Source organism: Streptomyces sp. RG80 (assembly GCF_040446465.1).
Classification (GTDB): Bacteria; Actinomycetota; Actinomycetes; order Streptomycetales; family Streptomycetaceae; genus Streptomyces.
In genome coordinates this window covers 158808-184383 of sequence record NZ_JBEAAJ010000006.1, presented here as the reverse complement: position 1 = coordinate 184383, position 25576 = coordinate 158808, and the positions used below count along the sequence as shown (strand labels likewise).

Below are 25576 nucleotides of genomic sequence, written 5' to 3'. Positions count from 1 at the left end.
AGGACGACCCCATGAGCGACAAGGCCCGGATCCTGTTCGAAGCCCTCGACCTCGACCGGAACGGGACCCTGACCCGGGCGGAGATCATCATCGCCCTGCGGACGAAGGGACCGACGCTCGCCGCGTCGGGTGCGCTGCCGTTCTGGGCTCTCGGTGACGCCGACGCCTCCTCGGCACTGTTCGACGCCGCCGACCAGAACGGGGACGCGGTGCTCACGCTGGAGGAGTTCGCCGCCGTGGTGGACCGGCGTTTCGGCTGGCGCTGAGCGTGATGCGAGGGCGCAGTGCGGTGAGGCGGCGGCCCTTGAGGGCGGAGAGCCATACGCCGGCGCCGTAGGCGAGGTCGTCGAGGCGGCGGGCGGTGCCGTAGCGGAGGGGGTCGAGCGCGGCCCGGTCCCGGCGGTACTCGAGGGCGATGTCGGTGAGGGCGGCGAGCGTCGTGGCGCGGCGTGCCCGACGGGAGAGCACGCATCCGGCGGCGGCCAGCGGCCACCAGTGGCGGATGAGCAGCGCGGAGGTCTGTGCCAGGGTGCCCAGCGCGCCGTTCGCGGTGAGGCGGGCTGCCAGGCGGTAGGGGTGCCGGGTGCCGTCGAGCTTGCGGGCGATGCGCACGGTGACGACGCCCAGGACGGCGCCCGCGACCGGGACCGACCAGCGCCGCTGGGCGAGCAGGGCCGCGGCGAACGCCAGGCCCCACGGGGCGAACACGGCGGGCGCGATGTGCTCGGGATGCCGGCGGGCCAGGGGGTGGGCGCCGGTGCCGTACACGGCCTTGCGGCGCAGCCAGTCCCCCACCTGTACGCGGTGCTCGTGGCAGGCCCGTACGGCGGGCTCGTACCGCACGCGTGCGCCGGCCGCGATCAGCCGCCAGCACAGGTCGACGTCCTCGCCGACCCGCATGCGCGCGTCGAAGCCGTCGGCGAGCGCGTCCACCCGCGCCACCATGCAGGCCGAGGAGGCCCAGGAGACGGGGGTGCCGGGGCGGACCGGGGCGGGGTGCGCGCCGAGGTCGAGTGAGGACCTGGCGTTCTCGTACCGTTCGATCCAGGTCGTCGCGGGGGCGGGCAGCCCGGCGATGCGGGGGACGGCCAGGGCGACGCGCGGGTCGGCGAAGTGCCGGAGCAGGGTCGGGACGGTGTCCGGGTCCAGCACGATGTCGGAGTCGACGAAGACCACGTACGGCGTGCCGACCAGGCGCAGCCCGGCGTTGCGCGCTCCGGCCGGTCCGGCGTTGACGGCGAGGGTCACCAGTCGGGCGCCGTGCTCGGCGGCGACGCCCGCCACGGCGGCCGGGTGGTGCGAGGCGTCGTCGACCACGATCACGGGGGTGTCGGTGCCGATGCTCCGCAGCAGACGGTCGAGTTGGCGCGGACGGTCGCGGACCGGGACCACGACCGTGTACCGGGGGTCGGGGGGCAGCGGAAGGGATGCGGCGACGGGGTGGGCCATGCCGATGTCCAGGAGCCGGTCCGCGAGGAGCGCGCTCGGGGCATCGCGTACGGAGAGCGTTCTGCCGTCGAGGAGCCCTCGGGCCTTCGGGGTCAGTCTCACCAGCCGGGTCGGGAAGCCGCCGAGGAGGGCCCGGCCGCCGTCGACCACCCGGGTGTGCCGGTCGAGTCGGGCCACGAAGCCGAGGGGAAGGGTCATCTGCCCACGCCCTCGGTGCGGGCCGGGTCGGTGAGGCGGCCCCGGGCGTCGCAGGTCCACGCGGTGACCCGGCGGACCGTGGCGCAGACCATCGCGTCCAGCGCCCGGCGCCCTTCCTCGGCCGAGGCGCCGGCGGGATCGCCGAGCACGCCGCTGGGCGAGACCGCGCGGACGCCGTGGGCGATCAGGTCGGGCAGGAGGACGGCCAGCGGTCGGGTGTCGCCGGCGAGCGCGGCGTCGAGGCGTACCCGGTCCGGCGCCAGGTGCAGCATCAGCGAGGTCTCCGTACGGCCGGCGTGCGCGTCGCCGCCCGGTGTCCCGCACCCGGTCCAGGCGGCGTCGTGGCCCTCCGCGCGCAGCAGGCCCAGTGCCGTGTCGAGGGTGGCGGTGTTGCCGCCGTGGCCGTTGACGAAGACGATGCGCCGGGCCCACAGGGACAGGGAGCGCGTCAGCTCCACGACCACCGCGCGCAGCGCCTCGTGCCCGATCGAGACGGTTCCGGGAAAGTCGGCGTGTTCGCCGCTCGCGCCGTACGCGAGCGGCGGCGCCGGCAGACACGGGCTCGGCAGCGCCTGGGCCGTCCGGTCCGCGACGGCTTGGGCGACCACGGTGTCGGTGTCCAACGGCAGGTGCGGGCCGTGCTGTTCGGTGGAGCCCACCGGGACCAGGACGAGCGCGCCGGGAGGCACTCGCGGCCACACCTCGTCGGCCAGTGCCATGGTCAGGCGGCCGGAGCGGGGCGTGGGACCGACGCCTGCGAGTCGCCCAGAGTCAGGCGGAAGCCCGGTGGTATCACCAGGTCGTCGGGCGTCAGTTCGTGGATCGAGGAGTGCCCGAGGCCCAGCACGGCCGAGTCGAGCCCGCCGCGCAGGATGTCCAGCACGTTCTCGACGCCGGCCTGTCCGTTCGCGGCCAGCCCCCACAGATAGGCGCGGCCGATCAGGACGGCCCGGGCGCCGAGGGCGAGGGCCTTGGCCACGTCGCCGCCGCGCCGGACACCTCCGTCCAGCAGGACTTCGACCTGGTCGCCGACCGCTTCGACGACGGAGGGCAGGATCCGGATGGTGGCCGGGGTGGTGTCCAGGTTGTTGCCGCCGTGGTTGGACACGGACAGCGCCGACACCCCGGCGTCGACGGCCCGCTTGGCGTCGTCGACCCGGGTCACGCCCTTGAGGAGGAAGGGGCCGCCCCACTCCGCACGCAGCCACTTGACGTCCTCCCAGGTGGGCGGCGGGGTCTGCATCCACTCGCCGTAGGCGCCGAAGAAGGTCGGGGCGGCCGCGCCGGGGGCCCGGAGGTTGGGCACGGTGAGGTCGGGGAGGCGGCCGGACCTGGCGTACTTCCACAGCCAGCCGGGGCGGGGCAGCACGTCGGGGGCGAAGCGGAGCATGGTCTTCAGGTCGAGCTTGTCCGGGATGGCGGGGCTGCCCCAGTCCCGGCCGTGCGAGAAGGACCAGTCGAGGGTGACGATGAGCGCCTTGGCACCGGCGGCCCTGGCCCGGTCCATGCGCTGCACCATCGTCTCGCGCGACCCGCTCCAGTACAGCTGGAAGAAGAGGTCCGGCCGGGCGGCGGCCACCTCCTCCACGGGCCGGCTCGCGAACGCGCTGAGCCCCATGATCACGCCCCGGCTCGCCGCGGCGCGGGCCACGGCGACCTCCCCGTCCGGGTCGACGGCCTGCACCCCGGTCGGCGAGATGAGCACGGGCAGTTCGGTGGGCACGCCCAGGACGGTCGTGGACAGATCCCGCCGCGCGTGGTGGCCCACCACCCGGGGGGCGAAGCCCAGTTCGGCGAAGGCCGCCAGGTTGGCGTCGATCGTACGACCGCGCTCGGAACCCGCGACCAGCGCGCCGTAGACCGGGCTCGGCAGGCGTTTGCGGGCCCTGCGCTGTGCTTCGGCGACGGTCTCGAACCAGGGGTTCCTAGGCATGTGCCGCGTCCTTTCCGGTCCGTGTGGAGGCAAGCCCGGCCAGTGGGTTCTCGTCGCAGTCGCTGATCGGTGGCCGCCGGGTGAGCACGAGGTCCACCGTCCGCCGGGAGTGGTCGGCGGCCGGCCTGGGCAGCCGGCTTCCGTCGCGGCGGGCCAGCAGGTCCTCCCCGTGCCCTCGCACGCACTCCGGGTCGGGGCCGTCCAGCGGCAGCCCGGTGAAGAACTTCGCCGCCATGCAACCGCCCTTGCAGGAGTCGTAGAACGCGCAGGAGGCACAGGCTCCGCCGTGCCGCGGGGTACGCAGCCGCCGGAACAGCTCGGAGTCACGCCACACCCCGCGGAAGCCGTCGGGTGTACGGACGTTGCCCGCCAGGAACTCCTCGTGGATGGCGAACGGACAGGCGTACACGTCCCCGACGGGGTCGATGAGGCAGACGACCCGTCCGGCGCCGCACAGGTTCAGGCCGGGCAGGGCCTGGCCGTAGCCGGAGAGGTGGAAGAAGGAGTCGCCGGTGAGCACGTTCTCGCCGTGCGCCAACAGCCAGTCGTACAGCTCGCGTTGCTGTGCGGCCGTCGGGTGCAGCTCGTCCCAGACGTCGGCGCCGCGACCGGAGGGGCGCAGCCGGGTCAGGCGCAGCTGGGCGCCGTAGCGGTCGGCGAGTGCCTTGAACTCGTCGAGCTGGGCGATGTTGTGGCGGGTGCAGACCACCGAGATCTTGAAGTTCTTCATGCCGGCGGCGGCCAGGTTCTCCAGCGCCTTGAGCGCCGTGGCGTACGAACCCCGGCCGCGTACCGCGTCGTTGACGTCGGCGGTGGCGCCGTCGAGGGAGATCTGGACGTCGACGTAGTCGTTGGCGGCGAGGCGTGCGGCGGCCTCGGGAGTGATCCGGACGCCGTTGGTGGAGAACTTCACCCCGACGTGGTGGGCCGTCGCGTACTCGAGGAGTTCCCAGAAGTCGGCGCGGACCGTGGGCTCTCCGCCGCCGATGTTGACGTAGAAGACCTGCATGGCCTCCAGTTCGTCGATGACGGCCTTGGCCCCCTCGGTGGTCAGTTCGCGCGGGTCGCGCCGGCCGGAGCTGGACAGACAGTGGGCGCAGGCCAGGTTGCAGGCGTAGGTCAGTTCCCAGGTGAGGCAGATCGGCGCGTCGAGCCCGTGCTCGAACAGGTCGACCAGCCGTGACGGGGCGCTCATGGGGTCCTTCCGACGAGCATCGAGGACTCGGCCAGCGCGGCCAACGCCCTGCCGTACCGGGGCAGTTCGGCCTCGTCGACACCTGCGGCCAGACAGGCGGCCCGGGCCGTACGGGCCTGGGCGAGGTGCTGGACGCACGCGAGCAGCCGGCTGTCCTTGAGGAAGGTCAGCCTGCGGGTGCCGAAGTGGTAGAGCAGCGCGCCGAAGGGTTCCGGCCGCACCGAGACCTGCGGGTGCAGGTCCCAGGCGCGGTCGAGGTCCATCGCGGTCACCGGGCGGCCACCTAGTAGACGCCGCACATGCCGTCGATGGAGATCTCCTCCAGGAGATCCTCGGCTTCGATCAGGTCGGACGACGTCTCGGTCGGATCGGCCGCGTCGGGCTGGGCCGGGGCCGGGGCTTCTTCGGTCGGGGCGGAGCGGAGTTCGTTCATGCGACTCTCCCTGGAGACCGTTCCTCTCGGATGCCCGGGAGACTAATGGCACACGGTGTCAAAAGTGAAGGGGTCTGCGGCGTCGGCCAGTTGTACGTCCGGCACCGGGGCAAAGGCATGCCGGTGAGGCCGCCCACGCCAAGAGTCGAACTACGCGCGGGCGCCGAGCTCGCCGTATCCGGCCGCCAGCTGCCGTATCGCCTGATCCAGCAGGCCGCTCAGGTCGGCGTCCTCGTCGGTCAGCCACTGCTCGTAGGCGGCGACGCACGCGGCCAGGACCGTGCTGCCGATCAGCCGGGGCAGCAGGTCGGAGGCGGGAAGGTCCAGGCGCCGGGCGGCGAACTCGGTGACCAGGGTCCGCCAGGAGGCGTAGCGCACGGCCGAGTCCGCCTGGAGGGTCGGCACGCGCAGGATGAGTGCCATGCGCTGCCGGTGCCAGGGCACCTCCGCCGGGTCGAAGCGGTTGAACTCGACGACGGCCTCGCGCAGCGCGTCCATCATCGAGGTGCTCGGCTCTGCCGCCTTCAACAGTGTGTCGAGCCTGGCCAGTTGCTCTTCGAAGTCGCCCCACACGAGGTCGTTCTTGGAGGCGAAGTAGCGGAAGAAGGTGCGCCGGCCGATCCCCGCCACGTCGGCGATGTCGTCGACCGTCGTGCCGTCGAAGCCCTGCCGCGCGAACAGCTCGAAGCCCAGTCGCTCCAGCACCGCCCGCGACGTGGCGCGCGGCCGGCCCGTCCGGGCGGACCCCGCACAGTCCGCCGGCCCGTTCGGCAGCGACTCCATCCGTGCTCCCCCTCCTCCTCGGCCCGCGCTGATCCATCAGCAGGGCCCCAGCCCGCACGCCGTGGTCCGTCATCCTCGCACTGGAGCCGGCGGGCACCCGAGTCACGGTCCGGGCCCTGAGCAGGCTGGGCGACGTCGACCACGGTTCGGCAACGCCCTCAAGGGGCGCGGGGCTGTGACATATGCGACTCCGCCGCGTGGGCGCGACCAGCCACAACGGCGCCGCAGCCGAACGACGGCACCACGCGCCACTTCCAGCGGAGCGCTTAGTCGGGCAGCCGTTCCAGGGCCGCCGAGATCCCGGACCTGCCCACCACGTCGATCAGTGCCTGGCCGATCACCGAGACGGGCTCGCGGGCTGGCAGGACCAGGCCGATCTGTTCCGAGCGGACCGGGCGGACCAGGGGTACGGCGTGCATCCCCGCGGGGACACCGAAGACGTGCAGCCAGGCGTACGGCACGATGCTCGCCCACTGTCCGGCCCTGACCTGGGCGAACAGGGAGCCGATCGAGTCGGTCTCGACGCGCGGGGTGACCGAGACGCCCACGGCCGCGAAGACCGCGTCGAGGATCTGGCGCCCCTGCATCATCGGGTCGAGCAGACACAGGGGGTACTGGGCCGCCTCCTCCCAGGAGATCTCGCCGAGTCCGGCGTCGGGGGCGGACCGCTGGGTCAGCAGGACATGGCGCTCCCGGTACAGCGGGACGAACTTGAAGTCGTACTCCGCGACGGAGCTCTGGTAGGTCACGGCGGCGTCGAGCTCGTAGGCGCGCAGCCGGTCCACGATGTCCTCGGCCCGCAGGTCGGTGAAGACCTGGACGGTGGCGAGCGGGTTGGCGGCGCAGAACGGCTGGGTCAGCAGGCCCACCGCCGTGGAGGCCGTGGGTACGGTCCCGATCCGCAGCCGGCCGCTGAGGCCCGCCCGCAGTGCCTGGATCTCGCTCTCCATGGCGTCACGGTCGGCGAGGATCCGCTGCGCCCACAGGACGACCCGCTCGCCCTCCGGGGTCAGCCCGTCGAACCGGCGCCCCCGCCGGACCAGGGGGATGCCGAGTTCCTCCTCCAGCTTCCGGATGCCCTCGGACAGGGCCGGCTGGGAGACGTAGCAGGCCTGCGCCGCCTTGGCGAAGTGGCGGACCCGGGCGAGGGCGACGAGGTACTCGAGTTGACGGAGCAGCACGCCCCAATGATCCACCGCTTCGCGCGAACGGGACAGAAGGCTCCGCCGGTGTGATCGGTACGGCCTATCACGCGATAACAACTACCGCTTTGACCTGGGGCGATGTACTGGCGAAGAGTGAGGGGCGATCGGCTGGGAGAGGGCGTGGTGCTCGGTGCGGGACATCGACGAACCGGATGAGGGCGAGCTGTCGGTGACGGCTCCCAAGACCTGGGCGGCGGGCGTGCCCGGCGTGGCGCACGCCCTGACGTATGCGCTGGGCCAGACCTCGCCCCGGCGCACCGCGCTGACCCTGCTCAACATCAACCAGGCGAAGGGGATCGACTGCCCCGGCTGTGCCTGGCCGGAGCCGGCGCCGGGCGAGCGGCATCTCAACGAGTACTGCGAGAACGGCGCCAAGCACATCAGCGACGAGGCGACCTCGCGGCGGGTGACCGCCGAGTTCTTCCGGACGTACTCCGTCGACGAGCTGAGCCGTAAGTCGGACTACTGGCTCAACCAGCAGGGCCGGCTGACCGAGCCGATGGTGCTGCGGGAGGGCGCGGAGCACTACGAGCCCATCGGCTGGGACGAGGCGCTGGAGCTGCTCGCCGAGGAACTGCGTGCCCTGGACCACCCGGACGAGGCGCTGTTCTACACCTCCGGTCGGCTGGCCAACGAACCGGCGTTCCTGCTCCAGCTGTTCGCGCGGGCCTTCGGCACCAACAACCTCCCCGACTGCTCCAACATGTGCCACGAGTCCAGCGGCTCCGCGCTCGGCGAGACCCTCGGCATCGGCAAGGGCAGCGTCAGCCTCGACGACCTGTACGACGCCGACCTGGTGTTCGTCGTCGGCCAGAACCCCGGCACCAACCATCCGCGGATGCTGTCCGCGCTGGAGGAGACCAAGCGCCGCGGCGGCAGCGTCGTCGCCGTCAATCCGCTGCCCGAGGCCGGGCTGATGCGCTTCAAGAACCCGCAGAAGGCGCGGGGCGTGATCGGCCGGGGCACGGCCCTCGCCGACCAGTTCCTCCAGATCCGGCCCGGCGGCGACCTGGCGCTCTTCCAGGCGCTGAACCTGATGCTGCTGGAGGCCGAGGACAAGGAGCCGGGCACCGTCCTGGACCGGGAGTTCATCGAGGCGCACACCACCGGCTACGAGGCCTTCGCCGAGCAGCTGCGCGCCACCACGTCGTGGGACGAGGTCCTCGAGGCCACGGGGCTGAGCCAGGACGAGATCGAGCGGGTCCACGAGCGGGTCCTGGCCAGCCGCAGTGTCATCGTCTGCTGGGCCATGGGCCTGACCCAGCACAAGCACGGCGTGCCCACCATCCGGGAGGTCGTCAACTTCCTGCTGCTGCGCGGCAACATCGGCCGGTCCGGCGCGGGAGTGTGCCCGGTGCGCGGGCACAGCAACGTCCAGGGTGACCGCACGATGGGCATCTGGGAGCGGATGCCGCAGGCGTTCCTGGACCGGCTGGGGGACGAGTTCCGGTTCACTCCGCCGACAGCGCACGGCCTGGACTCCGTCGACTCGATCCGGGCCATGCTCGCCGGGCGGGCCAAGGTCTTCCTCGGGGTGGCGGGCAACTTCGTGCGGGCCTCGCCCGACAGCGACGTCACCGAGCGCGCCATGCGCAACTGCCGTCTGACGGCGCACATCTCGACGAAGCTGAACCGCTCGCACACGGTGTGCGGCCGCACGGCACTGATCCTGCCCACGCTCGGCCGCAGCGACCGCGACGTCCAGGCGGGCGGGGAGCAGTTCATGACGGTCGAGGACTCCATGAGCGAGGTCCACGCCACCCGCGGCCGGCTCGCCCCCGCGTCCGCGCGGCTGCTGAGCGAGGTCGCCATCATCAGCCGTCTCGCCCGCCGGGTGCTCGGCGGCGAACCGGACATCGCCTGGGCGGACTTCGAGGCCGACTACGACCTGGTGCGCGAGCGGATCGCCCGAGTCGTCGAGGGCTTCGAGGACTTCAACGAGCGGGTACGGCGCCCCGGTGGCTTCCGGCTGCCCAACCCGGTCAACGACCGGGTGTTCCGTACGCCCAGCGGGAAGGCCGTCTTCACCGTCAACGACTTCACCATGCTCCGGGCGCCGAAGGGCCATCTGATCCTTCAGACTCTGCGCTCGCACGACCAGTGGAACACGATCCCCTACGCCATGGACGACCGCTACCGCGGCATCAAGGGCGGCCGCCGCGTCGTCCTGGTGAACTCCGCGGACCTCGCCGACCTCTCGCTTACGGACGGCGGTCTCGTGGATCTGGTCAGCGTCTGGTCCGACGGCTCGGAGCGCCGCGCGGACGCCTTCCGGGTCGTCGCCTACCCCACTCCCCCGGGTTCGGCCGCCGCGTACTACCCGGAGACCAACGTCCTGGTCCCGCTCGACAGCGTCGCGGACATCAGCAACACCCCGACCTCGAAGAGCGTGGTCGTACGGCTGGAGGCGAGGCCGGCGCCGACGTCGTAGCGCCGCCGTCGGGGCCGCGGCCCGGTGCCGGCGCGGCCCCGACCGGCCCGGGGCGGGTCAGCCGACGGGCGCGGTGCGGATCGCCGCGATGTCGAACTGGAGGCGGACCTTCTCGCTCACCATGGCGCCGCCCTCGGCCAGTTTGGAGTTGTAGTTCAGGCCCCACTCCGTGCGGTTGATCGTGGTGGTGCCGTCGAACCCGGCCCGCTGATAGCCGAAGGGGTCGGTGACATGGCCTATGTAGGTCAGTTCCAGCACCACGGGGCGGGTGACGGCCTTGATGGTCAGGTCGCCGGTCATCCGGTAGACATCGTTGCCGGTCATCTCGACGGCGGTGCTCGCGAAGCGCATCCGCGGGTAGTTCCTGGCGTCGAGGAAGTCGCGGCCCACGAGGTGGGCGTCGCGCTGTTCCACACCGGTGTCGACGCTGCCGGTCGACAGCACGATCTCCGCCTGTGAGCGGGAGGGATCGCGGCCATCGAAATACAGACGGCTCTGGTACTCCGCGAAGGAGCCGCGAACCGTGGTCACCATGGCGTGCCGTACGGAAAAGCCGATCCTGCTGTGGGCGGGGTCGATGACCCATTCGCCGGTCAGGGGCGCCAGCGCCGGATCCGGAAGGACCGCGGTGCCGACGGCCGGTGACATCGTGGGGGGCGGGGGCGTGACGGTCCGCTCCGAACGGCGGAGCGAGGTGTCACGGCTGAACAATTTCATGATTCACCTAATTACTGCACGGGAGTTGTTGTCGCAAGCCCTGATCAACAATGGACAAAAACTCCACAAGTCCGCCATGCCATCGCCTAGTCCACTCCGACGAGGGTGCGCACCTCGAAGTCGTCGAAGCTTTCGGACGGATCGGGCCGGCTCAACACCGAACCCAGCCAGCCGAGGAGGAATCCGGCCGGAATGGAGACAATGCCCGGATTCTGCAGGGGAAACAGGGCGAAGTCCGCGGACGGGTAGAGCGAGGCGGGAGTGGAGGAAACCACCGGCGAGAACACCACGAGCAGGACGGAGCTCAGCAGGCCGCCGCAGAGACTGAGCAGAGCGCCCTGTGCGGTGAAGCGCCGCCAGAACAGAGTGTAGACGAGGGTCGGCAGGAGAGCGGAGGCGGCGATCGCGAAGGCGAGGAATGCCAGGGTGGCCGTATTCGCGCCCCAGGAAATCAGGGCGAGCAGCATGCCGAGAACACCGATGACGGCGGCCGCGAGCCGGGCCACGGCCAGTTCCTCGGTCTCCTTCGCCTGCCCCTTGCGGATCACCTCGCCGTAGAGGTCGTGGGCGAGGGAGGAGGCCGCGGCCAGGGTGAGGCCGGCGGCGACGGCGAGGAGCGTGACGAAGGCCAGGCAGGACAGCAGGGCCGTCAGCAGACCGCCGCCGAGGTTCTGGGCGAGCAGCAGGACGGCGGCGTCGCCCTTGCGGTCGGTCTGCGCGATGGTGTCGCGCCCCACGATGGCGGTGGCCCCGAGCCCGAGGATGCCGGCGGCCAGACAGACGAGGCTGACCAGGCCCATCGCCCACACCACCGAGGAACGCAGGACGGCGACCTGCTTCGGGGCGAGGAGCCGCATCATGACGTGCGGGAGCGCGGCGAGGCCGAGCACGATGGCCAACTGGAGGCTGAAGAAGTCCAGTTTGCTGGTGGTGCTGGCGCCGTAGCGCAGTCCGGGTTCCAGGAACCGTTGCCCCTGGCCGCTGTTGTCCGCGGCGGCGGCCAGCAGGGCGTCGAAGTTCCAGTCGAAGCGGTGCAGCACCATCACGGCGGTCACCGTGACCCCGGAGATCAGCATGACGGCCTTGACGACCTGGATGAAGGTGGCGCCGGGCATACCGCCGATGGCCGCGTACACGATGACGATGACACCGATGACGACCACGCACAGGGTGCGGGTGGTGGCGCTCGGCTCACCGGTGAACTGGGTCAACAGCGCGACGCTGCCCACGAGTTGGGCGACCAGATAAAGGGTGGCGATGGCCAGGGTGCACAGGGCCAGGGCGAGGCGGACCGGCCGCTGCAGGCGCGGCAGGCGGTACGCCAGGGTGTCGCCCAGGGTGAACTTGCCCGCGTTGCGCAGGGGTTCGGCGATGATCAGCAGGACCATCATCCAGGCGACGGCGGTGCCGCACAGGTACAGCAGTCCGTCGTAGCCGGTCAGCGCGACCAGGCCGGTGCTGCCCAGCAGGGTCGCGGCCGACAGATAGTCGCCGCACATGGCAAGGCCGTTGCGCAGCGGGGACATCAGGCGGTTGCCGAGGTAGAACTCGCTGATCTCGTCGCCCTGCGGTGCGGTCAGCAGCGCGGTGAAGAGGGTGACGACGACCACCGACAGGAAGAGCACGAGCGTCAGTTGCAGGCTGAAGCGGTCCGCGACCGCGGCGCCGGTCGTCACCATCGGCGAAGGTCCCCCTCACGGGGAGCGGCCGTCGTCCGGGCCCGTCCCACGGCGGCTTCCTGATGTCGGACGAGCCCGCGCAGACTGCGGACCACGGGGGTGACGCGGGTGCGGTGGTGCACGAGGTAGCGCCACACGATGACGCCCATCAGCACGAACTGCCCCAGCCCGAGAGCCAGTCCCAGGGTGAGGTGTCCGCTCACGGAACGGTTCATCACAGTCGGCGCGAAACTCGAGAGCAGGACGTAGAGAAGAAATCCGCCGACGGCGACGGACGTTGCCTTCACGCCGAATTGCCGATGGGTACGACGGAGTGTCCGATATGCGGGATCGTGCGCCACCGGCATATGTTCCGCTGGGCCGTGGGGAGTTTCGGAGTACGGCGGCGGCGCGCCGAACGGCGTGGAGTGCCGTGACACAATGCACCTTCTTCGCTGCTTTGCGCGGAGGCAGGCCAGAGCCAAGCTCTGTGCAGACTTCGTGGGGGATTTGTGAATCAGAAATTCGCGTGATTCGAAAATTTCGCGACGCGGTCGGGACCGGGATTCTCGCAGCGTGCCCGTTGAACTATCAACGGGATGAACGGGGTGGATCCGCGCCGTGACTCATTCGCACGCCAAGGCTTGCGCGCGAGCTCCCCCACAGCCTGCGAAAAGCCCCTTCCCGGGAATAGGTCTGCACCTTCTCCCCCGCCAGGTTGTCTCAAACGCACCGCACAGCCGGGCGAGCGCGGACCGCGTCCCCATCAAGGACGGCCCTGGAGATGACCAAGATCCGCCCAGCAACTCGTCACGTTTCCCCCTCGCTTCACCATGGTTCGGTAACGAGAGGGATCCGCACCGGACTCGGTCATACGTTCGTCTCCGTGAACTCTCAAGACACCCCCGACAGAGCCGGGCGCCGCGCACTCCTGCGCGCCGGGCTCACCGGCGCCGCGGCGATCGGCGCCGGCCTCACCCTCGGCGCCGGCCCCGCCTCCGCGACCCCCCTCGGCAGCCGTCCCCGTCCCGGCACCCCGGGCGAGGCCCTGCGCGAACTGGCGGCGGGCAACCTGCGCTGGCGCACCTACCGCGAGCGTCATCCGGACGAATCACCGGCCGTGCGACAGAGCCTGACGACGGCTCAGCACCCCTTCGCCCTCGTCCTCGGGTGCATCGACTCCCGCGTTCCCCCGGAGCTCGTCTTCGACCAGGGTCTCGGCGACCTGATGACCGTCCGCAGCGGCGGCGAGGTGCTGGACGAGGCCGTGCTCGGCAGCGTCGCCTACGGGGTGCTCGAACTCGACATCCCCCTGGTGCTGGTCCTCGGACACCAGTCCTGCGGTGCCGTGAAGGCCGCCGTCGAGACCGACATCTCCGGTGCGCAACTGCCGGCCCACATCCAGTATCTGGCCGACCAGATACGCCCCAACATCGACCGCACCAAGGACGGCGCCGCCCGCGTCGACGCCACCATCGACGCCAACGTCCGCGCGATCCGCTCCCGCATAGCCGCCGAGCCGGACCTCGCCGCGAAGGTGGCCACCGGTGAACTCGCGGTCGTCGGCGCCCGCTACGAGCTGACCACCCAGCTCGTGCACCGCCTGTCCTGATCCTCGGCCCACAGGCGCCGCCGGTGAACTCACCGGCGGCGCCCGCGCGTTCGCCCGCGCGCACCCCGCACCTCACGTCGATCGCCTTGGCCCTCGCCCCCTTCGCCTGTATAGGCTGACCCCGCAGCTGGTTCGCCCTGCCCGCCAGGCAGGCGCGTCGCAAGAGGGAACCCGGTGGGAATCCGGGACTGCCCCGCAGCGGTGAGCGGGAACGACCGCCGTCATACGCACTGGATCCGGTGAAGCGGGTCCGGGAAGCGACGGCCAGTAGGTGCCTCGTACGTCACGAGGTGTGCCCGCGAGTCCGAAGACCTGCCACTGCCCGCGTACGACGGACTCGTGCGCGGAGATCCCGGTGACCTCGAGGGCGGGTCGGCGAACACTCCAGGCAGGCACGGTTTTCAGTGCACTCGCCCGGGAGTGCCGTTCACCTTCGCGTTCTCCCCTCGCCGGGGTCGTCCGACGAGAACAGCTCGCGAAGGAGAGTTCCGTGACCACCGACTCCACGGCCGTGGCAGCGCGCGCCACCGTCTACGGCTACCCCCGCCAGGGCCCGGACCGGGAACTGAAGAAGGCGATCGAGGGCTACTGGAAGGGCCGCGTCAGCGCCGAAGCCCTCCACCGCACCGCCGCCGATCTACGCCGGTCGAACTGGCGGGAGCTGGCCGAGGCCGGTCTCCACGAGGTGCCGACCGGGGACTTCTCGTACTACGACCACGTCCTGGACACCACCGTCATGGTCGGCGCGGTCCCCGCGCGCCACCGCGCGGCCGTCGAAGCGGACCCGCTGGACGGCTACTTCGCCATGGCCCGCGGCGGTCAGGACGTGGCGCCGCTGGAGATGACGAAGTGGTTCGACACCAACTACCACTATCTGGTCCCCGAGTTGGGCCCCGACACGGTGTTCGCCGCGGACGCCTCGAAGCAGGTCGGTGAGGTACGCGAGGCCCTCGCGCTCGGTCTGGCCGCCCGGCCCGTCCTGGTCGGCCCGGTCACTTACCTGCTGCTGGCCAAGCCCGCGCCCGGTGTCCCCGCCGACTTCGACCCGCTCACCCTCCTCGACCGGCTGCTGCCCGTCTACGCCGACGTCCTCGCCGACCTGCGGGCCGCCGGCGCCGAGTGGGTGCAGCTGGACGAGCCCGCCCTCGTCCAGGACCGGACCCCGGCCGAGCTGAACGCCGCCGCCCGCGCCTACCGTGAACTCGGCGCACCGACCGACCGGCCGAAGCTGCTGGTGGCCTCCTACTTCGACCGGCTCGGGCCGGCCCTGCCCGTCCTGGCCAAGGCACCCGTCGACGGACTCGCCCTGGACTTCACCGGCCCGGCCGCCGCCAACCTCGACGACCTCGCCGCCGTGGGCGGGCTGCCGGGCAAGCGGCTGGTCGCGGGCGTGGTCGACGGACGCAACATCTGGATCAACGACCTCGGGACGTCACTGGCCACGCTGGGCACCCTGCTCGGGCTCGCCGACCGGGTCGACGTGGCTGCCTCCTGCTCCCTGCTGCACGTCCCGCTCGACGTGACGGCCGAGCGCGACATCGCCCCGCAGATCGCCCGCTGGCTCGCCTTCGCCCGCCAGAAGACGTCCGAGACCGTCACCCTGGCGCGCGGCCTGACCCACGGCACCGCCACGATCGCCGCCGAACTCTCCGCGAACCGCGCCGACCTGGCGTCCCGCGCGGCCTCCCCGATCACCCACGACGCGGCCGTGCGCGCCCGGACGGCAGCCGTCACCGAAGCCGACACGCGCCGGCCACAGCCCTACGCCGATCGGGCCCCGGCCCAGCGCGCCCATCTGTCGCTCCCGCCGTTGCCCACCACGACCATCGGATCCTTCCCGCAGACCGGCGAACTGCGCACCGCACGGGCCGACTTGAAGGGCGGCCGGATCGACACGGCGGCCTACGAGGCGCGTATCGAGGCCGAGATCCGCGAGGTGATCTCCTTCCAGGAGAAGACCGGCCTCGACGTCCTCGTGCACGGCGAGCCCGAACGCAACGACATGGTCCAGTACTTCGCCGAGCAGCTCACCGGCTACCTCGCCACCCGGCACGGCTGGGTCCAGTCCTACGGCACCCGTTACGTCCGCCCGCCGATCCTCGCCGGCGACATCTCGCGCCCCGAGGCGATGACGGTCCGCTGGACGACGTACGCCCAGTCCCTCACCGACCGGCCGGTCAAGGGCATGCTCACCGGTCCGGTCACCATGCTCGCCTGGTCCTTCGTCCGTGACGACCAGCCGCTCGCGGAGACCGCCCGCCAGGTCGCCCTCGCCCTGCGCGACGAGGTCGCCGACCTGGAGGCGTCCGGCGCCTCGGTGATCCAGGTCGACGAGCCCGCACTGCGCGAGACCCTGCCGCTGCGGGCCGCCGGCCGCCCCGCGTATCTGGCCTGGGCCACCGAGGCGTTCCGGCTCTGCACGGCGGGCGTACGGCCCGAGACGCAGATCCACACCCACATGTGCTACGCGGAGTTCGGCGACATCGTCGGCGCGATGGACGATCTCGACGCCGACGTGATCAGCCTGGAGGCGGCCCGCTCGCACATGCAGGTGGCCCGTGAACTGGCTGCGCACGGCTATCCGCGCGAGGCGGGGCCGGGCGTGTACGACATCCACTCGCCGCGGGTGCCGGGCGTGGCGGAGGCGGCGGCCCTGCTGCGCGAGGGACTTGAGGCGATCCCGGCGGAGCGGCTGTGGGCGAACCCCGACTGCGGTCTGAAGACCCGGGACTGGCCCGAGGTGCGGGCGTCGCTGGAGAACCTGGTGGCGGCGGCGCACGCGGTGCGGGGCGAGGTGTCCTGAGTCGACCGCGGGTGCGGTCCCGGCCGGTTTCGCCGGGGCCGCACCCGCTTGTTCCCCTAGGTCACGAGGAGAGCCACTCGGTGGCGTTCAGGGCGAGGGCCGCGTTGGTGGCGCCGGTGTCGTTCCAGCCGTCGTACAGGGTGTTGCCGGACTGGCCGGTGCCGTCGTCGATCGGGGAGCTGTCGCCCCAGAACGCGATCTTTCCGCTGCCGAAGGTGCTGGTGGCGAAGAAGGCGCCGGTGTTGCCGGAGTAACCACTGCGGTACAGCAGGCCCTTGACGGCGGAGTTGTCGGCGGGCTTGAGGGTGGCCGTGGTGCCGCTGGCGATGAGGCTCTTGGTGACGGTGCCGAACGAACCGTGCAGGACCGGATCGGTGCTGTCGCTGATCGCCGCCGGGTAGCCGGAGCTGATGCTGAGGGAGTCGATGGAGAAGCCGAACGGGTCGGTGGAGTCGACGCTGTTGTCGGTCATGAGGTCGTTGAGGATCTGGACCGCGTCCTCGCCGTCGTTGTTGCGGTCGGCGCCGGTGTGGTCGGAGATCATGAAGAGGCCGCCGCCGTTCTTCACGAAGTTCATGATCGCCGTCTTCTCGGCCGTCGTGAACAGCGTGTTGGGCTCCGGCAGAACCAACGTGTCGAACTTCGACAGGTCCGTCGCCGAGGAACCGCCGTAGGTGAGGGCGGAGCCCGACGGCAGGGTGTCCAGCGTGTAGTCGCCGGTCTGCTGGAGCGCCACGCCCCAGGAGGACAGCGCGCCCGTCCAGTCCGACTCGTCGGCGGGCGAGGAGTCCTCGCCGGTCGGGTCGGGCTGGCTGGTCGACACGATCCAATCGGCGTTGCCCGCCGTCTCGGCGTGCGCGTTGTCGAACAGGACGCGGTGCGAGGCGGCCGCGACCGCCGGAGCGGCGGTCGACGCCTGGACGGCCGCGCCGGCGGTCAGCAGGCCGAACACGGTGAAAGCGGTGGTGAGTCTGCGGGGGGACGTACCGAGGCCGAGCATGCGGAGAACCTCCGGAAGTGGGGGAAGGGAGGCGGTGCGGGTGCCTGATCTGCGCGCGTAGAACGGCGGTTGGACAACTGCCGCTCGACACACGGCTGGACGCTACACAGAAGATCCAGAACGGCGGCAGGGCCCACTGGGGGTTCACGTAGACCTCTTACCGAGCACAGACCGACGCCGATCTCACTCGATGGTCTCGAGCACCTTCAGATACTCGCCCAGGTCACGGCCGTGGCGATCCGACTCCTCGACGGCGCGCACGAGTTCACGCCGGACCTTCCCGCGGCAGTCGAGCTCCGACTTGCGGAGCTCGGGGAACTCGTACGCGAAGTCGAGCAGGATCCTGGAGGCCTCCGGCGGCGACAGGAGGGCCACGGTGCCCGCCTCCTGGAAGTGCTCCTCCGCCCCTTCGCGATAGGAGACCGCCACGACATAGATCCGTGTCCGCCCTTGCTCCTTTTCGTAGTACAGATCCTTTTCCGGCTCCCCGAGCACGAACCGGACGGCCTCGGACCTGCCCGGCGGGATCTCGAACGACCGGGCCAGCACCTCGCTTCCCTTCTCGGGCAGGCTCACATCAAAGCTGCCGGTCACAGCGACAGGTCCGCCGGTGGGCGGGAGTTTCGTCCGGCACGGATCGGTGGCCCGGGCGACACGCCGCACCGTGAACCGGAAGTCGGTGATCACCGCCGTCAGATCGCCCCGGTTCCGGAGCGTGAGCAGGACCGGAATTCCCAGCGTCGTGGTGTCGCGCGGCGCCTCGCCCTCTCCGGTCTTCACCACGGCGGGAACTCTCGACTCCTCCTCCACGGACAGCGAGAGGGCCTCCAATCCGGGCCTGACCCCGTCATCGCCCGCCCACGGGTTCGGCAGCCAACCGAAGAAGACGCTCGTGAAAGCCAGCGCCACCGCGCTGCCGAACGCCGTGACCCCGGCCAGGAACGGCCGGTTCGATTCCTCTGACCTCGTACCAGATGCCGCCGTATCGTCCGATTCCCCCATGGCTCCGAGTTTTCCAGAGCGGGCCTCGGCACACCACGACAGCGTCGGACCACTGCCGCGCGGTCAGACGGGGCCGCCCCCGAGCCCGATCTCGTTGCCGTCCGGATCGCGGTACGTGATCTTGCGGACGCCGTTGGAGTAGGTCTCGCGTTTCACGGGTTCCACACCCCGGTCGGTGATCGCGGCGACACGGGTGTCGAGGTCGTCGACGAAGAGAGTGTGCAGGGCATGGCCGGCGCGGTCGGGGAGATGCTCGATGTAGACGTAACGGTGTTCCGCCAACTCCCATACGGCTTCGGTGTCGTTCGGGAAGAACGCCGGTGGGACGCCGAAGAGCCGTTCGTACCAGACCTGTGCCGCCTGGTAGTCGCTGACGGGGATGCCTGCGAAGAGCTCTAGGGCCATTGGCCCATGCTAGGCAGCCTTCGCCGTGTGCTCCAGGATCGCGTCGGCGAGCGGTGCGTGCACGGCGGGCGGGAGCGCGTGGCCCATGCCGGGGATCTCGACGAGGTGGGCGCCCCGGATGACCTGGGCCAGGTGATGGGCGTGCGGCGGTGGGGCGACGGGTTCGGCCGGGGCGGAGATGACCAGGACGGGCACGTCGGTGCGGGCGAGTCGAGCGGTGCGGTCCATGCCGGAGGTGTCGGCGCGGGCGTGCGCGGTGTTGGTGGCGTGGTGGCCGGTGTGCTCGATGATCCTCCGCTCCAGAGCGCGGGCGTACCCGGCGTCGAAGGGCAACCGCTCGCCGCCGAGGGCTCGCCAGTGCTCGACCCGGCGTGCCAACTCGGCCTCCAGGCCTCGGTCCTCGACCGGACGGGCCCACATCTCCAGCAGGTGCGGCGCGACGCCGGGAAGTTCCTCGGGCGGGACGCGGGTTCCGTCCGGAGCCGTGTACGGCGCGCTGCTGAGGGCGGCGGTGCCGATCAGGGTGGCGCTGAGCAGCCGGTCGGGGTGGTCGGCGACGAGGAGTTGGGCGAGCATGCCGCCCAGTGACATGCCGACCACATGGGCGCGTTCGATGCCGAGCCCGTCCAGCACCGCCACGACGTCCTCCGCGAGCCGGGTGAGCGGGTAGGGCCGCTCATCGAAGCCCCAGGTGGAACGGCCGGTGTCCCGGTGGTCGTAACGGATGACATGGTGCTGGGCGCCGAGCCTGTCGACCAGTTCGTCGGGCCACCCCAGCCCCGACGCCTGGGCACCCATGATCATCAGCAGCGGAGGGGCCCCGACGGTGCCGCGGTCCTCCACCCACAGGCGCACACCGGGGGCTACGTCGACCATGTGTTCCACGTTCGCTCTCCTCTCACTCCTCAACCAAGACGAGACGTATCGTATCGCGAATCCCCTGATGCGTCCGTCTCTTTTGCCGAGCAACCTGCGCACCACGCGCCCCATGGCCCAAGATGAGCAGGTCATGCACCGGCCCCCCACGCACCGACCCGCGCCCCTGCCCGTCCTGCGGGCGGCGGTGTTCGCCGTGGTCGGCGCGGTGTTGGGGGTGAGCGCCCACCATCTGGCCGCCGAGGGCAGCGTGCCCTGGCGACAGGGCTCGGCGGTGGCCGCCGGACTCTTCGTCCTGGGACTGGTGGGCGTACGCCGCCCCCGGCACGTGGGCACGGTCGTCGCCGCCAGCGTCGTGGGCCAGTCCGGTCTGCACCTGTGGCTGACCCTCGGCGCGCACGCGCGGCCGCCCGCCCACCACCACGGTCGTCATCCGCACGGCAGCACTCCCACGAGCTCCTACGACTCGCTCGCCATGGCGGCGGCCCACGCGCTGGCCGCCGTACTCGTCGCGGTGCTGTTGCATCGCGCGGACACGGCCTGCTGGACCCTCGTGCGCGACCTGGCCGCCACCGCACTCGCCACGGCTCGCGCCCATGTGGCCGCCGCGCGGAGGTTGTTCACGCGGCCCCGGACGACCCTGCGACTCGGGGCAACGCTTCTCGTGCCGGTGCACATCGACTGCACGACGGCCATCGGACCGGTGCTCGCCCATGCGGTGTCACGGCGCGGTCCTCCCCTCTCCAGCCCGGCCCACGTCAACTGACCACGCCGGGAGGCCCGTTGCGGCCGCCCGGGCACCACCCCCCGCCTGGAGACACCCATGTCCCGCACCACCCGCCGCCTCGCCGTCGCCACCGCGGCCGCCGCAACCGCCGTTCTGCTCACCGCCGTTCCGGCCGCCGCCCATGTGGAGGTCGAGGCCGACAAGGCGCAGGCCCTCGCCGAGGACGTCCAGCTCACCTTCACCGCCGAGTCGGAGTCCGCCACCGCCGGCATCACCCAGCTCCGGGTGATCCTGCCCAAGGGCATCGCCCCGTCCGACGTGACGTACAAGGAGGGCCCCGAGGGCTGGAAGTTCGCCACCACGGACGACGGCTACACCGTGAAGGGCCCGGCCCTGAAGACCGGCGGCGACGCCGAGCACTCGGTCGTCGTACGGCAGTTGCCCGACGCGAAGGAGCTGGCGTTCAAGACGCTCCAGACCTACAGCGACGGCGAGGTCGACCGCTGGATCGAACTGGGCGAGTCCGACGACGGCCACGGACACGGTCACGGCAACGAGGCCCCGGTCCTCGAGCTCAAGGCGGCCGCACCGGGCGCGACGACCGTCAGCCCCACCCCCAGCCCGTCCGAGAGCCCGACGCCGACGCCGACCGCCACGCAGAGCGGCGACGACGCCACCCCGCAGGCCGCCGACACGGAGCAGGAGGAGGGCGGCGGTCTGTCGACGGGCGCGTGGATCGGCATCGCGGCTGCGGTGCTGCTCGTCGCCGCTGCGGTCGCCTTCGCCGTACGTCGACGCAGCGCCTCTCAGCAGTAATCCGGCCGCGCTCCCCGCGAGCGCCCGAGCACTTCGGCAGCCACCAACAGCCCCCGCACCGACGGACGTTCGCGGTGCGGGGCCAGCCTCAGAAGTTCCTGACGAGCCAGACGGCCACCCACAGCGCGACCGCCACCGCGGCGAGCACTCCGACCACCTGGACGGCCCGGACGGGAACCCTGCGCATCGCGTCCGTCCTCTCCTCGACTCCTGACGGAGTCCTACCCCGAACACTGGCCAGGGGCACGGATCGCCGCGACGATCCGAGGGAATCCCGACCAATCGGCGGTCAAGGAGAGCCCCTATGAAGGCCATCGTCCAGCACGCCTACGGCTCCACCGACACCCTGCACCTGCGGGAGATCGACCGTCCCGTCCCCCGCGCCGACGAGGTGCTCGTCGAGGTGCGGGCCGCCGGGGTCGACCCGAGCGTGTGGCACCTGATGACCGGGCGGCCCTACATCGCGCGCCTGAGCCCTCAGCTCGGGGTGCGCAGGCCCGCTCACACCGTGCGCGGCTGGGACGCCGCCGGCCGGGTCGAGGCGGTGGGGGCCGAGGTGACCGCCTTCAAGCCCGGCGACGAGGTCTTCGGCCAGTGCGACGGCTCCTTCGCCGAGTACGCGTGCGGCAAGGCCGAGCAGTTGGCCGCCAAGCCCGCGAGCCTCACCTTCGAGCAGGCCGCCGCCCTGCCCGTCTCCGGTGTCACCGCCCTCCAGGGCCTCGACGTGGCACGTCCGCGACCGGGGCAGAAGGTGCTGGTCATCGGCGCTTCGGGAGGCGTCGGGACCTACGCCGTCCAGCTCGCGGCGCACTACGGCGCCGAGGTGACCGGCGTCTGCGGCCCCGGCGCCGCCGAGCTGGTCGCCTCGCTCGGCGCGACCCACGTCATCGACTACACGCGCGAGGACATCACCGCCCGGTCGGTGCGCTACGACTTCGTCCTCGACTCCGCCGGAAACCGCTCCCTCTCCCGACTGCGCCGAGTCCTCGCCCCGCGCGGCACCGTGGTCTTCGTGGGCGGCGAGAACGCGGGTCCCGTGCTCGGCGGCCTGGACCGGTGGGTCCGTGGTCTGGTGCTCTCCGCCTTCGTGGGCCAGCGCTTCCGGCCGCTGTTCGCGGTCACCCGGCAGCAGGACCTCCTCACCCTCAAGGCACTCGTCGAGGCGGGAGCGATCGCTCCCGTCGTCGACCGCGCGTACCCCCTCGCCGAGGCGGCCGACGCCGTACGCCACCTGGAGAAGGGCCATCCGCGAGGCAAACTGGTCGTCACGATCTGAGGTCCGCACACCCGGTAACCGTTTGCGCGATTCTCCTGCTTCCCGCCTCTCACCCAACTGCGGCGATCCACGTTTCACAGCGGTACGACCATTGACCGCGCCAGATCTTCCTCATTAGCGTGGAATACGTTTACTGGTCAGCCGCTCTGCCTCGCCTTTCTCCGCACCGCCGAGAGGACCTTCGTCATGCCCGAATCCCTCCACCGCAGATCCCTCCTCAAACTGGCCGCGGGCACCGCGGCGACCGGATGGCTGTGGCAGGGCGGCACCGCCCGGGCCGCCGACGCCGACGCGGACAGCGGCGAACGGACCGGCGCGGGACCGCTCGACACCCTCGTCGTCGGGGACGCTTCCTCCGAGTCCGCCCACGGCCTGACCGCCACGCTCTCCGACGTGGTCGGCGGCGGCCTCGGCCAGGCGGCGCGGGTGCTCAACGCACCGGAGACCGCCGGCTTCTGGGGCGGCACCCTCTCCGCCACGATGGCCTGCCGCCCCAAGGGCCCCACCTACGTCACCGTCAAACTCTGGGGCTCCGACAGCGGCGCCGATCTCGGCCGTCTCCAGCTCTTCGCCGAGGGCGAGCAGGTCGGCCACTACCACCTGGGTGCCGTCGACCCCCTCGACATCGCCGGCGACGACCCGCGCACCCCGGAACGGTTCTTCTTCCACACCCTCCCGCTCCCCCTCGACCTCACCTCCGGCAAGAAGTCCGTGACCCTGGAGATCCGCTCGATGGGCCGCATAGCCGGCTACGCGGCCACGGCCGAGGCGTACTACAAGGACATGACGGGCCCGAGCCGCACGATCTACCGCCTCTACACCCACGACCAGCCGTACTTCGACCTCGCCGACGGCGATGTCACCGGCACCCTCCCGGCGCCCGCCACCCGCACCTCCCCCGGCACCGAGATCATCGGCACGATCAACGACCGTGTGCTGGCCCGGGCCGCGTCCGAGGCCTCCCGCACCAGTGCCCAACTCGACCTGTGGTACCTGGACTTCCTCGCCCGCGCCTACCGTATGCCCGCGACCGCCGCGTATGACAACGTTGCCGTGCCGCCGCAGATCGCCCGCAGCCTCGACGGCATCTACTGGAAGTACCTCACGGACGCCACCGTGATGACCGGCTCCAGCCAGCAGTGGATGGGCACAGGCCGGGCGGGCCTGGTCCTGCTGGCACTCGCCGACGAGCTGGAGCCGCTCCTGGACGAACCGGTCCTCGGCTCGCCGTACGGACTCCCCAATCCCGGCTTCGAGTTCGGCACCACCGGCTGGAAGTCGACCACCTGGTCCGGCAGCGGCACCGCCTCCCGGGACACCACCGTCCACCGCACCGGCCACGCCTCAGCCAAGGTGACGATCCCCGCCTCCGGCACCGTCGGCTACAGCACCTCCGCCAAGATCCCGGTGGACCAGGGCACTTACACCTACGGCGCCTGGATCAGGACGGACGGCGTCGGCACCGACAGCGCCTACCTCGACATCCTCTTCCACGACGCGAACGGCACCCTCGTCGGCACGGACCACAAGGCCTACGCCTCGGCCGGCACCCACGACTGGGAGCACGTCACCCTCGCCCTCACCACGCCCGCCACGGCCGCCCAGGTCACCGTCGGCGTGCGTCTGTCGGGAGCGGGCACCGCCTGGTTCGACGACCTGTCCATGACCGAACCGGACGGCTCGTCGTACGCACCCGTCGTCCGCCGGGCCGCCTGGACGAAACTGCTGCTGGACAGCCGCGAGTACTGGCGGCAGAACTTCCCGCAGTACACCAACCAGGCGATCATCTGCGCCATCGGCCTCTACCTCGCCGACCGAGGCCTGGCGTATCTCGGCCCCGACCGGGCCTGGGGCGAGAAGAAGGCCCGCGACTACATCTACCAGTCCGTCGGTCTGGTCCCCTGGCTGGGCCCGGAGCGGGCGGACGGCACCCCGACCCGGCCGCTCGGCGGCTCCTACCACCAGGTCACCAGCAAGGGCGTCTCCAAGGAGCTCGGCTACGCGGGCAGTTACGGCGAGCTCCAGGAATGGCTGTCGTTCGTGTACGACGCGGTGACCGGCATCGGTGGCGTCGAGGACGCGACGCTGCGCGACCATCTGGTCAAGATGGCCAAGGCGCGCATGGTCTTCCGGCACCCGGCCGTGGACCGTGACGGCTACCGGGCGATGCGGCTTGAGACCCTCGTGGGCTGGCGGGACACCGAGTACCCGGGCAAGGTGGCCTACGACCAGGACGCCAAGTGGGACGGCCACGCACTGAAGTTGGCCGCCCAGCTCAAGGACCCCGACCTCGTCTCGTACGCGCGCCAGTCGATCTCCGACGGACAGGCGTTCCAGTCCCTCGCCGACTCCCACGCGGCGACGGTCTCCTCCCGCACCAACCTCAACCTGCTCAGCACCGCCGACGACTACGCCTACCTCAGCACCGCCGCCGGCAGCGGGGCGCAGCTGCCCATGACACCCGGGGCGCCGGACCTCGTCTTCACCGACGAGGAGAACGGCCTCGTCGCGATCAAGCACGGTGACGAGATCCTCTATATCTCCCTGTACTGGCGGGCCCGTTGGGGCGTCAACCGGCTCGCCCGCGTCCACCACCTCACGGCCTCGGGAGTCGAGCGCTCGGCCACCGTCTGGCAGGACGTCAAGTACGTCGCGGACGGTCGGACCTTCTCCGAACCCGACTGGGTGAACTTCGAGTTCACGGTGAACGACCTCGCCATCCCGGACGGCGGGTTCATGCCGCCCGGCGACGCACTGCGGCAGGCCTTCGCCGGACAGGTGCTGCCCCTGGCCAAGGCACCGGACGACGTCCCGGAGCAGACGCCGGGCGTGGAGAGCCCGTACGCCGGGCGCGCGTCCTTCTACCGCTGTGTGTACGGCCCGTACCTGATCGCCATGAACTCCGGCGCGGACCGCGCGTACACCTTCACCACGAAGGGCTTCGGTGCCGCGCGGGACCTGGTGACCGGCGCCAGGGTGGGCGGGAACGCCGAGCTGCGGGTGCGGCCCGGTACGACCGTGGTGCTGCGCAGGCGCTGAGGGGACGGCAACGGCCCT

Annotated in this window: 23 protein-coding genes and 1 riboswitch; of the genes, 8 read left to right on the top strand and 15 right to left on the bottom strand. The window is 71.3% G+C overall.

Annotation, left to right across the window (positions count from 1 at the left end):
• Nucleotides 1-11 precede the first annotated feature (11 nt).
• Complete coding sequence (locus ABKA17_RS21655) at nt 12-266, top strand: EF-hand domain-containing protein (protein WP_353693806.1); 255 nt, start codon at nt 12-14, stop codon at nt 264-266.
• Here ABKA17_RS21655 and mftF read toward each other — a convergent pair.
• From mftF to ABKA17_RS21615, 8 genes are all read right to left on the bottom strand, one after another.
• Nucleotides 214-1647 carry a mycofactocin biosynthesis glycosyltransferase MftF gene (gene mftF / locus ABKA17_RS21650; RefSeq protein ID WP_353693805.1) on the bottom strand — a complete coding sequence of 478 codons (1434 nt, stop codon included), beginning with the start codon at nt 1645-1647 and terminating at the stop codon, nt 214-216. The genes ABKA17_RS21655 and mftF overlap by 53 nt on opposite strands.
• Nucleotides 1644-2366: a mycofactocin biosynthesis peptidyl-dipeptidase MftE gene (mftE, locus tag ABKA17_RS21645; RefSeq protein WP_353693804.1), complete on the bottom strand. Its 723-nt coding sequence runs from the start codon at nt 2364-2366 to the stop codon at nt 1644-1646. Before mftE ends, mftF begins: the two co-directional genes overlap by 4 nt.
• 2 nt (nt 2367-2368) lie before the next feature.
• Nucleotides 2369-3580, bottom strand: a complete 1212-nt coding sequence (gene mftD / locus ABKA17_RS21640; protein WP_353693803.1) for a pre-mycofactocin synthase MftD — start codon at nt 3578-3580, stop codon at nt 2369-2371.
• A complete protein-coding gene (gene mftC / locus ABKA17_RS21635; RefSeq protein WP_353693802.1) occupies nt 3573-4775 on the bottom strand; it encodes a mycofactocin radical SAM maturase in 1203 nt (400 codons plus the stop codon). The genes mftD and mftC overlap by 8 nt, the downstream gene beginning before the upstream one ends.
• Nucleotides 4772-5038 (bottom strand): mycofactocin biosynthesis chaperone MftB, encoded by a 267-nt coding sequence (gene mftB / locus ABKA17_RS21630; RefSeq protein ID WP_353694226.1) that lies wholly within the window; start codon nt 5036-5038, stop codon nt 4772-4774. Before mftB ends, mftC begins: the two co-directional genes overlap by 4 nt.
• 20 nt (nt 5039-5058) lie before the next feature.
• Nucleotides 5059-5208 carry a mycofactocin precursor MftA gene (mftA, locus tag ABKA17_RS21625; protein WP_353693801.1) on the bottom strand — a complete coding sequence of 50 codons (150 nt, stop codon included), beginning with the start codon at nt 5206-5208 and terminating at the stop codon, nt 5059-5061.
• Between the two features lie 150 nt (nt 5209-5358).
• On the bottom strand, nt 5359-5991 hold the full coding sequence (mftR, locus tag ABKA17_RS21620) for a mycofactocin system transcriptional regulator MftR (protein WP_353693800.1): 633 nt from the start codon (nt 5989-5991) through the stop codon (nt 5359-5361).
• A 266-nt stretch (nt 5992-6257) separates the two neighbouring features.
• The gene (locus ABKA17_RS21615; RefSeq protein WP_353693799.1) at nt 6258-7172 is read right to left on the bottom strand and encodes a LysR family transcriptional regulator; all 915 of its coding nucleotides are present in this window, start codon (nt 7170-7172) and stop codon (nt 6258-6260) included.
• Between the two features lie 154 nt (nt 7173-7326).
• Between ABKA17_RS21615 and ABKA17_RS21610 the strand changes: the two genes are divergently transcribed.
• On the top strand, nt 7327-9627 hold the full coding sequence (locus ABKA17_RS21610) for an FdhF/YdeP family oxidoreductase (RefSeq protein WP_353693798.1): 2301 nt from the start codon (nt 7327-7329) through the stop codon (nt 9625-9627).
• A 57-nt stretch (nt 9628-9684) separates the two neighbouring features.
• Here the strand turns inward: ABKA17_RS21610 and ABKA17_RS21605 are convergent, their stop codons facing one another.
• From ABKA17_RS21605 to ABKA17_RS21595, 3 genes are all read right to left on the bottom strand, one after another.
• Complete coding sequence (locus ABKA17_RS21605) at nt 9685-10344, bottom strand: YceI family protein (RefSeq protein ID WP_353693797.1); 660 nt, start codon at nt 10342-10344, stop codon at nt 9685-9687.
• Between the two features lie 86 nt (nt 10345-10430).
• Entirely contained in the window at nt 10431-12023 is a 1593-nt protein-coding gene (locus ABKA17_RS21600; protein ID WP_353693796.1) for a sodium/solute symporter, read from the bottom strand.
• Nucleotides 12017-12370 carry a DUF485 domain-containing protein gene (locus ABKA17_RS21595; protein WP_353693795.1) on the bottom strand — a complete coding sequence of 118 codons (354 nt, stop codon included), beginning with the start codon at nt 12368-12370 and terminating at the stop codon, nt 12017-12019. The genes ABKA17_RS21600 and ABKA17_RS21595 overlap by 7 nt, the downstream gene beginning before the upstream one ends.
• 518 nt (nt 12371-12888) lie before the next feature.
• Here ABKA17_RS21595 and ABKA17_RS21590 point away from each other — a divergent pair.
• Together ABKA17_RS21590 and metE are read left to right on the top strand one after the other, a co-directional pair.
• Nucleotides 12889-13614 carry a carbonic anhydrase gene (locus tag ABKA17_RS21590; RefSeq protein WP_353693794.1) on the top strand — a complete coding sequence of 242 codons (726 nt, stop codon included), beginning with the start codon at nt 12889-12891 and terminating at the stop codon, nt 13612-13614.
• 110 nt (nt 13615-13724) lie between these two features.
• A riboswitch (cobalamin riboswitch) is annotated at nt 13725-13948 on the top strand.
• A 156-nt stretch (nt 13949-14104) separates the two neighbouring features.
• Nucleotides 14105-16417 (top strand): 5-methyltetrahydropteroyltriglutamate--homocysteine S-methyltransferase, encoded by a 2313-nt coding sequence (gene metE / locus ABKA17_RS21585; RefSeq protein WP_353693793.1) that lies wholly within the window; start codon nt 14105-14107, stop codon nt 16415-16417.
• A 61-nt stretch (nt 16418-16478) separates the two neighbouring features.
• Here metE and ABKA17_RS21580 read toward each other — a convergent pair whose 3' ends face one another.
• The 4 genes from ABKA17_RS21580 to ABKA17_RS21565 form a co-directional block, all read right to left on the bottom strand.
• The gene (locus tag ABKA17_RS21580; protein ID WP_353693792.1) at nt 16479-17417 is read right to left on the bottom strand and encodes a hydrolase; all 939 of its coding nucleotides are present in this window, start codon (nt 17415-17417) and stop codon (nt 16479-16481) included.
• A gap of 183 nt (nt 17418-17600) precedes the next feature.
• Nucleotides 17601-18419, bottom strand: coding sequence for a hypothetical protein (locus tag ABKA17_RS21575; protein WP_353693791.1), 819 nt, complete (start codon nt 18417-18419; stop codon nt 17601-17603).
• 63 nt (nt 18420-18482) lie between these two features.
• Nucleotides 18483-18824 carry a VOC family protein gene (locus ABKA17_RS21570; protein WP_353693790.1) on the bottom strand — a complete coding sequence of 114 codons (342 nt, stop codon included), beginning with the start codon at nt 18822-18824 and terminating at the stop codon, nt 18483-18485.
• Nucleotides 18825-18833: 9 nt separating this feature from the next.
• Complete coding sequence (locus ABKA17_RS21565; protein ID WP_353693789.1) at nt 18834-19709, bottom strand: alpha/beta fold hydrolase; 876 nt, start codon at nt 19707-19709, stop codon at nt 18834-18836.
• 124 nt (nt 19710-19833) lie between these two features.
• On the opposite strand from ABKA17_RS21565, the gene ABKA17_RS21560 reads away from it, so the two are divergent.
• The 4 genes from ABKA17_RS21560 to ABKA17_RS21545 all read left to right on the top strand — a co-directional run bounded on the left by ABKA17_RS21560 (nt 19834) and on the right by ABKA17_RS21545 (nt 25558).
• Nucleotides 19834-20466 (top strand): hypothetical protein, encoded by a 633-nt coding sequence (locus ABKA17_RS21560; RefSeq protein ID WP_353693788.1) that lies wholly within the window; start codon nt 19834-19836, stop codon nt 20464-20466.
• Nucleotides 20467-20523: 57 nt separating this feature from the next.
• The gene (locus ABKA17_RS21555; RefSeq protein WP_353693787.1) at nt 20524-21243 is read left to right on the top strand and encodes a DUF1775 domain-containing protein; all 720 of its coding nucleotides are present in this window, start codon (nt 20524-20526) and stop codon (nt 21241-21243) included.
• Between the two features lie 304 nt (nt 21244-21547).
• A complete protein-coding gene (locus tag ABKA17_RS21550) occupies nt 21548-22519 on the top strand; it encodes an NAD(P)-dependent alcohol dehydrogenase (RefSeq protein ID WP_353693786.1) in 972 nt (323 codons plus the stop codon).
• Nucleotides 22520-22705: 186 nt separating this feature from the next.
• On the top strand, nt 22706-25558 hold the full coding sequence (locus tag ABKA17_RS21545) for a carbohydrate binding domain-containing protein (protein ID WP_353693785.1): 2853 nt from the start codon (nt 22706-22708) through the stop codon (nt 25556-25558).
• Nucleotides 25559-25576 lie beyond the last annotated feature (18 nt).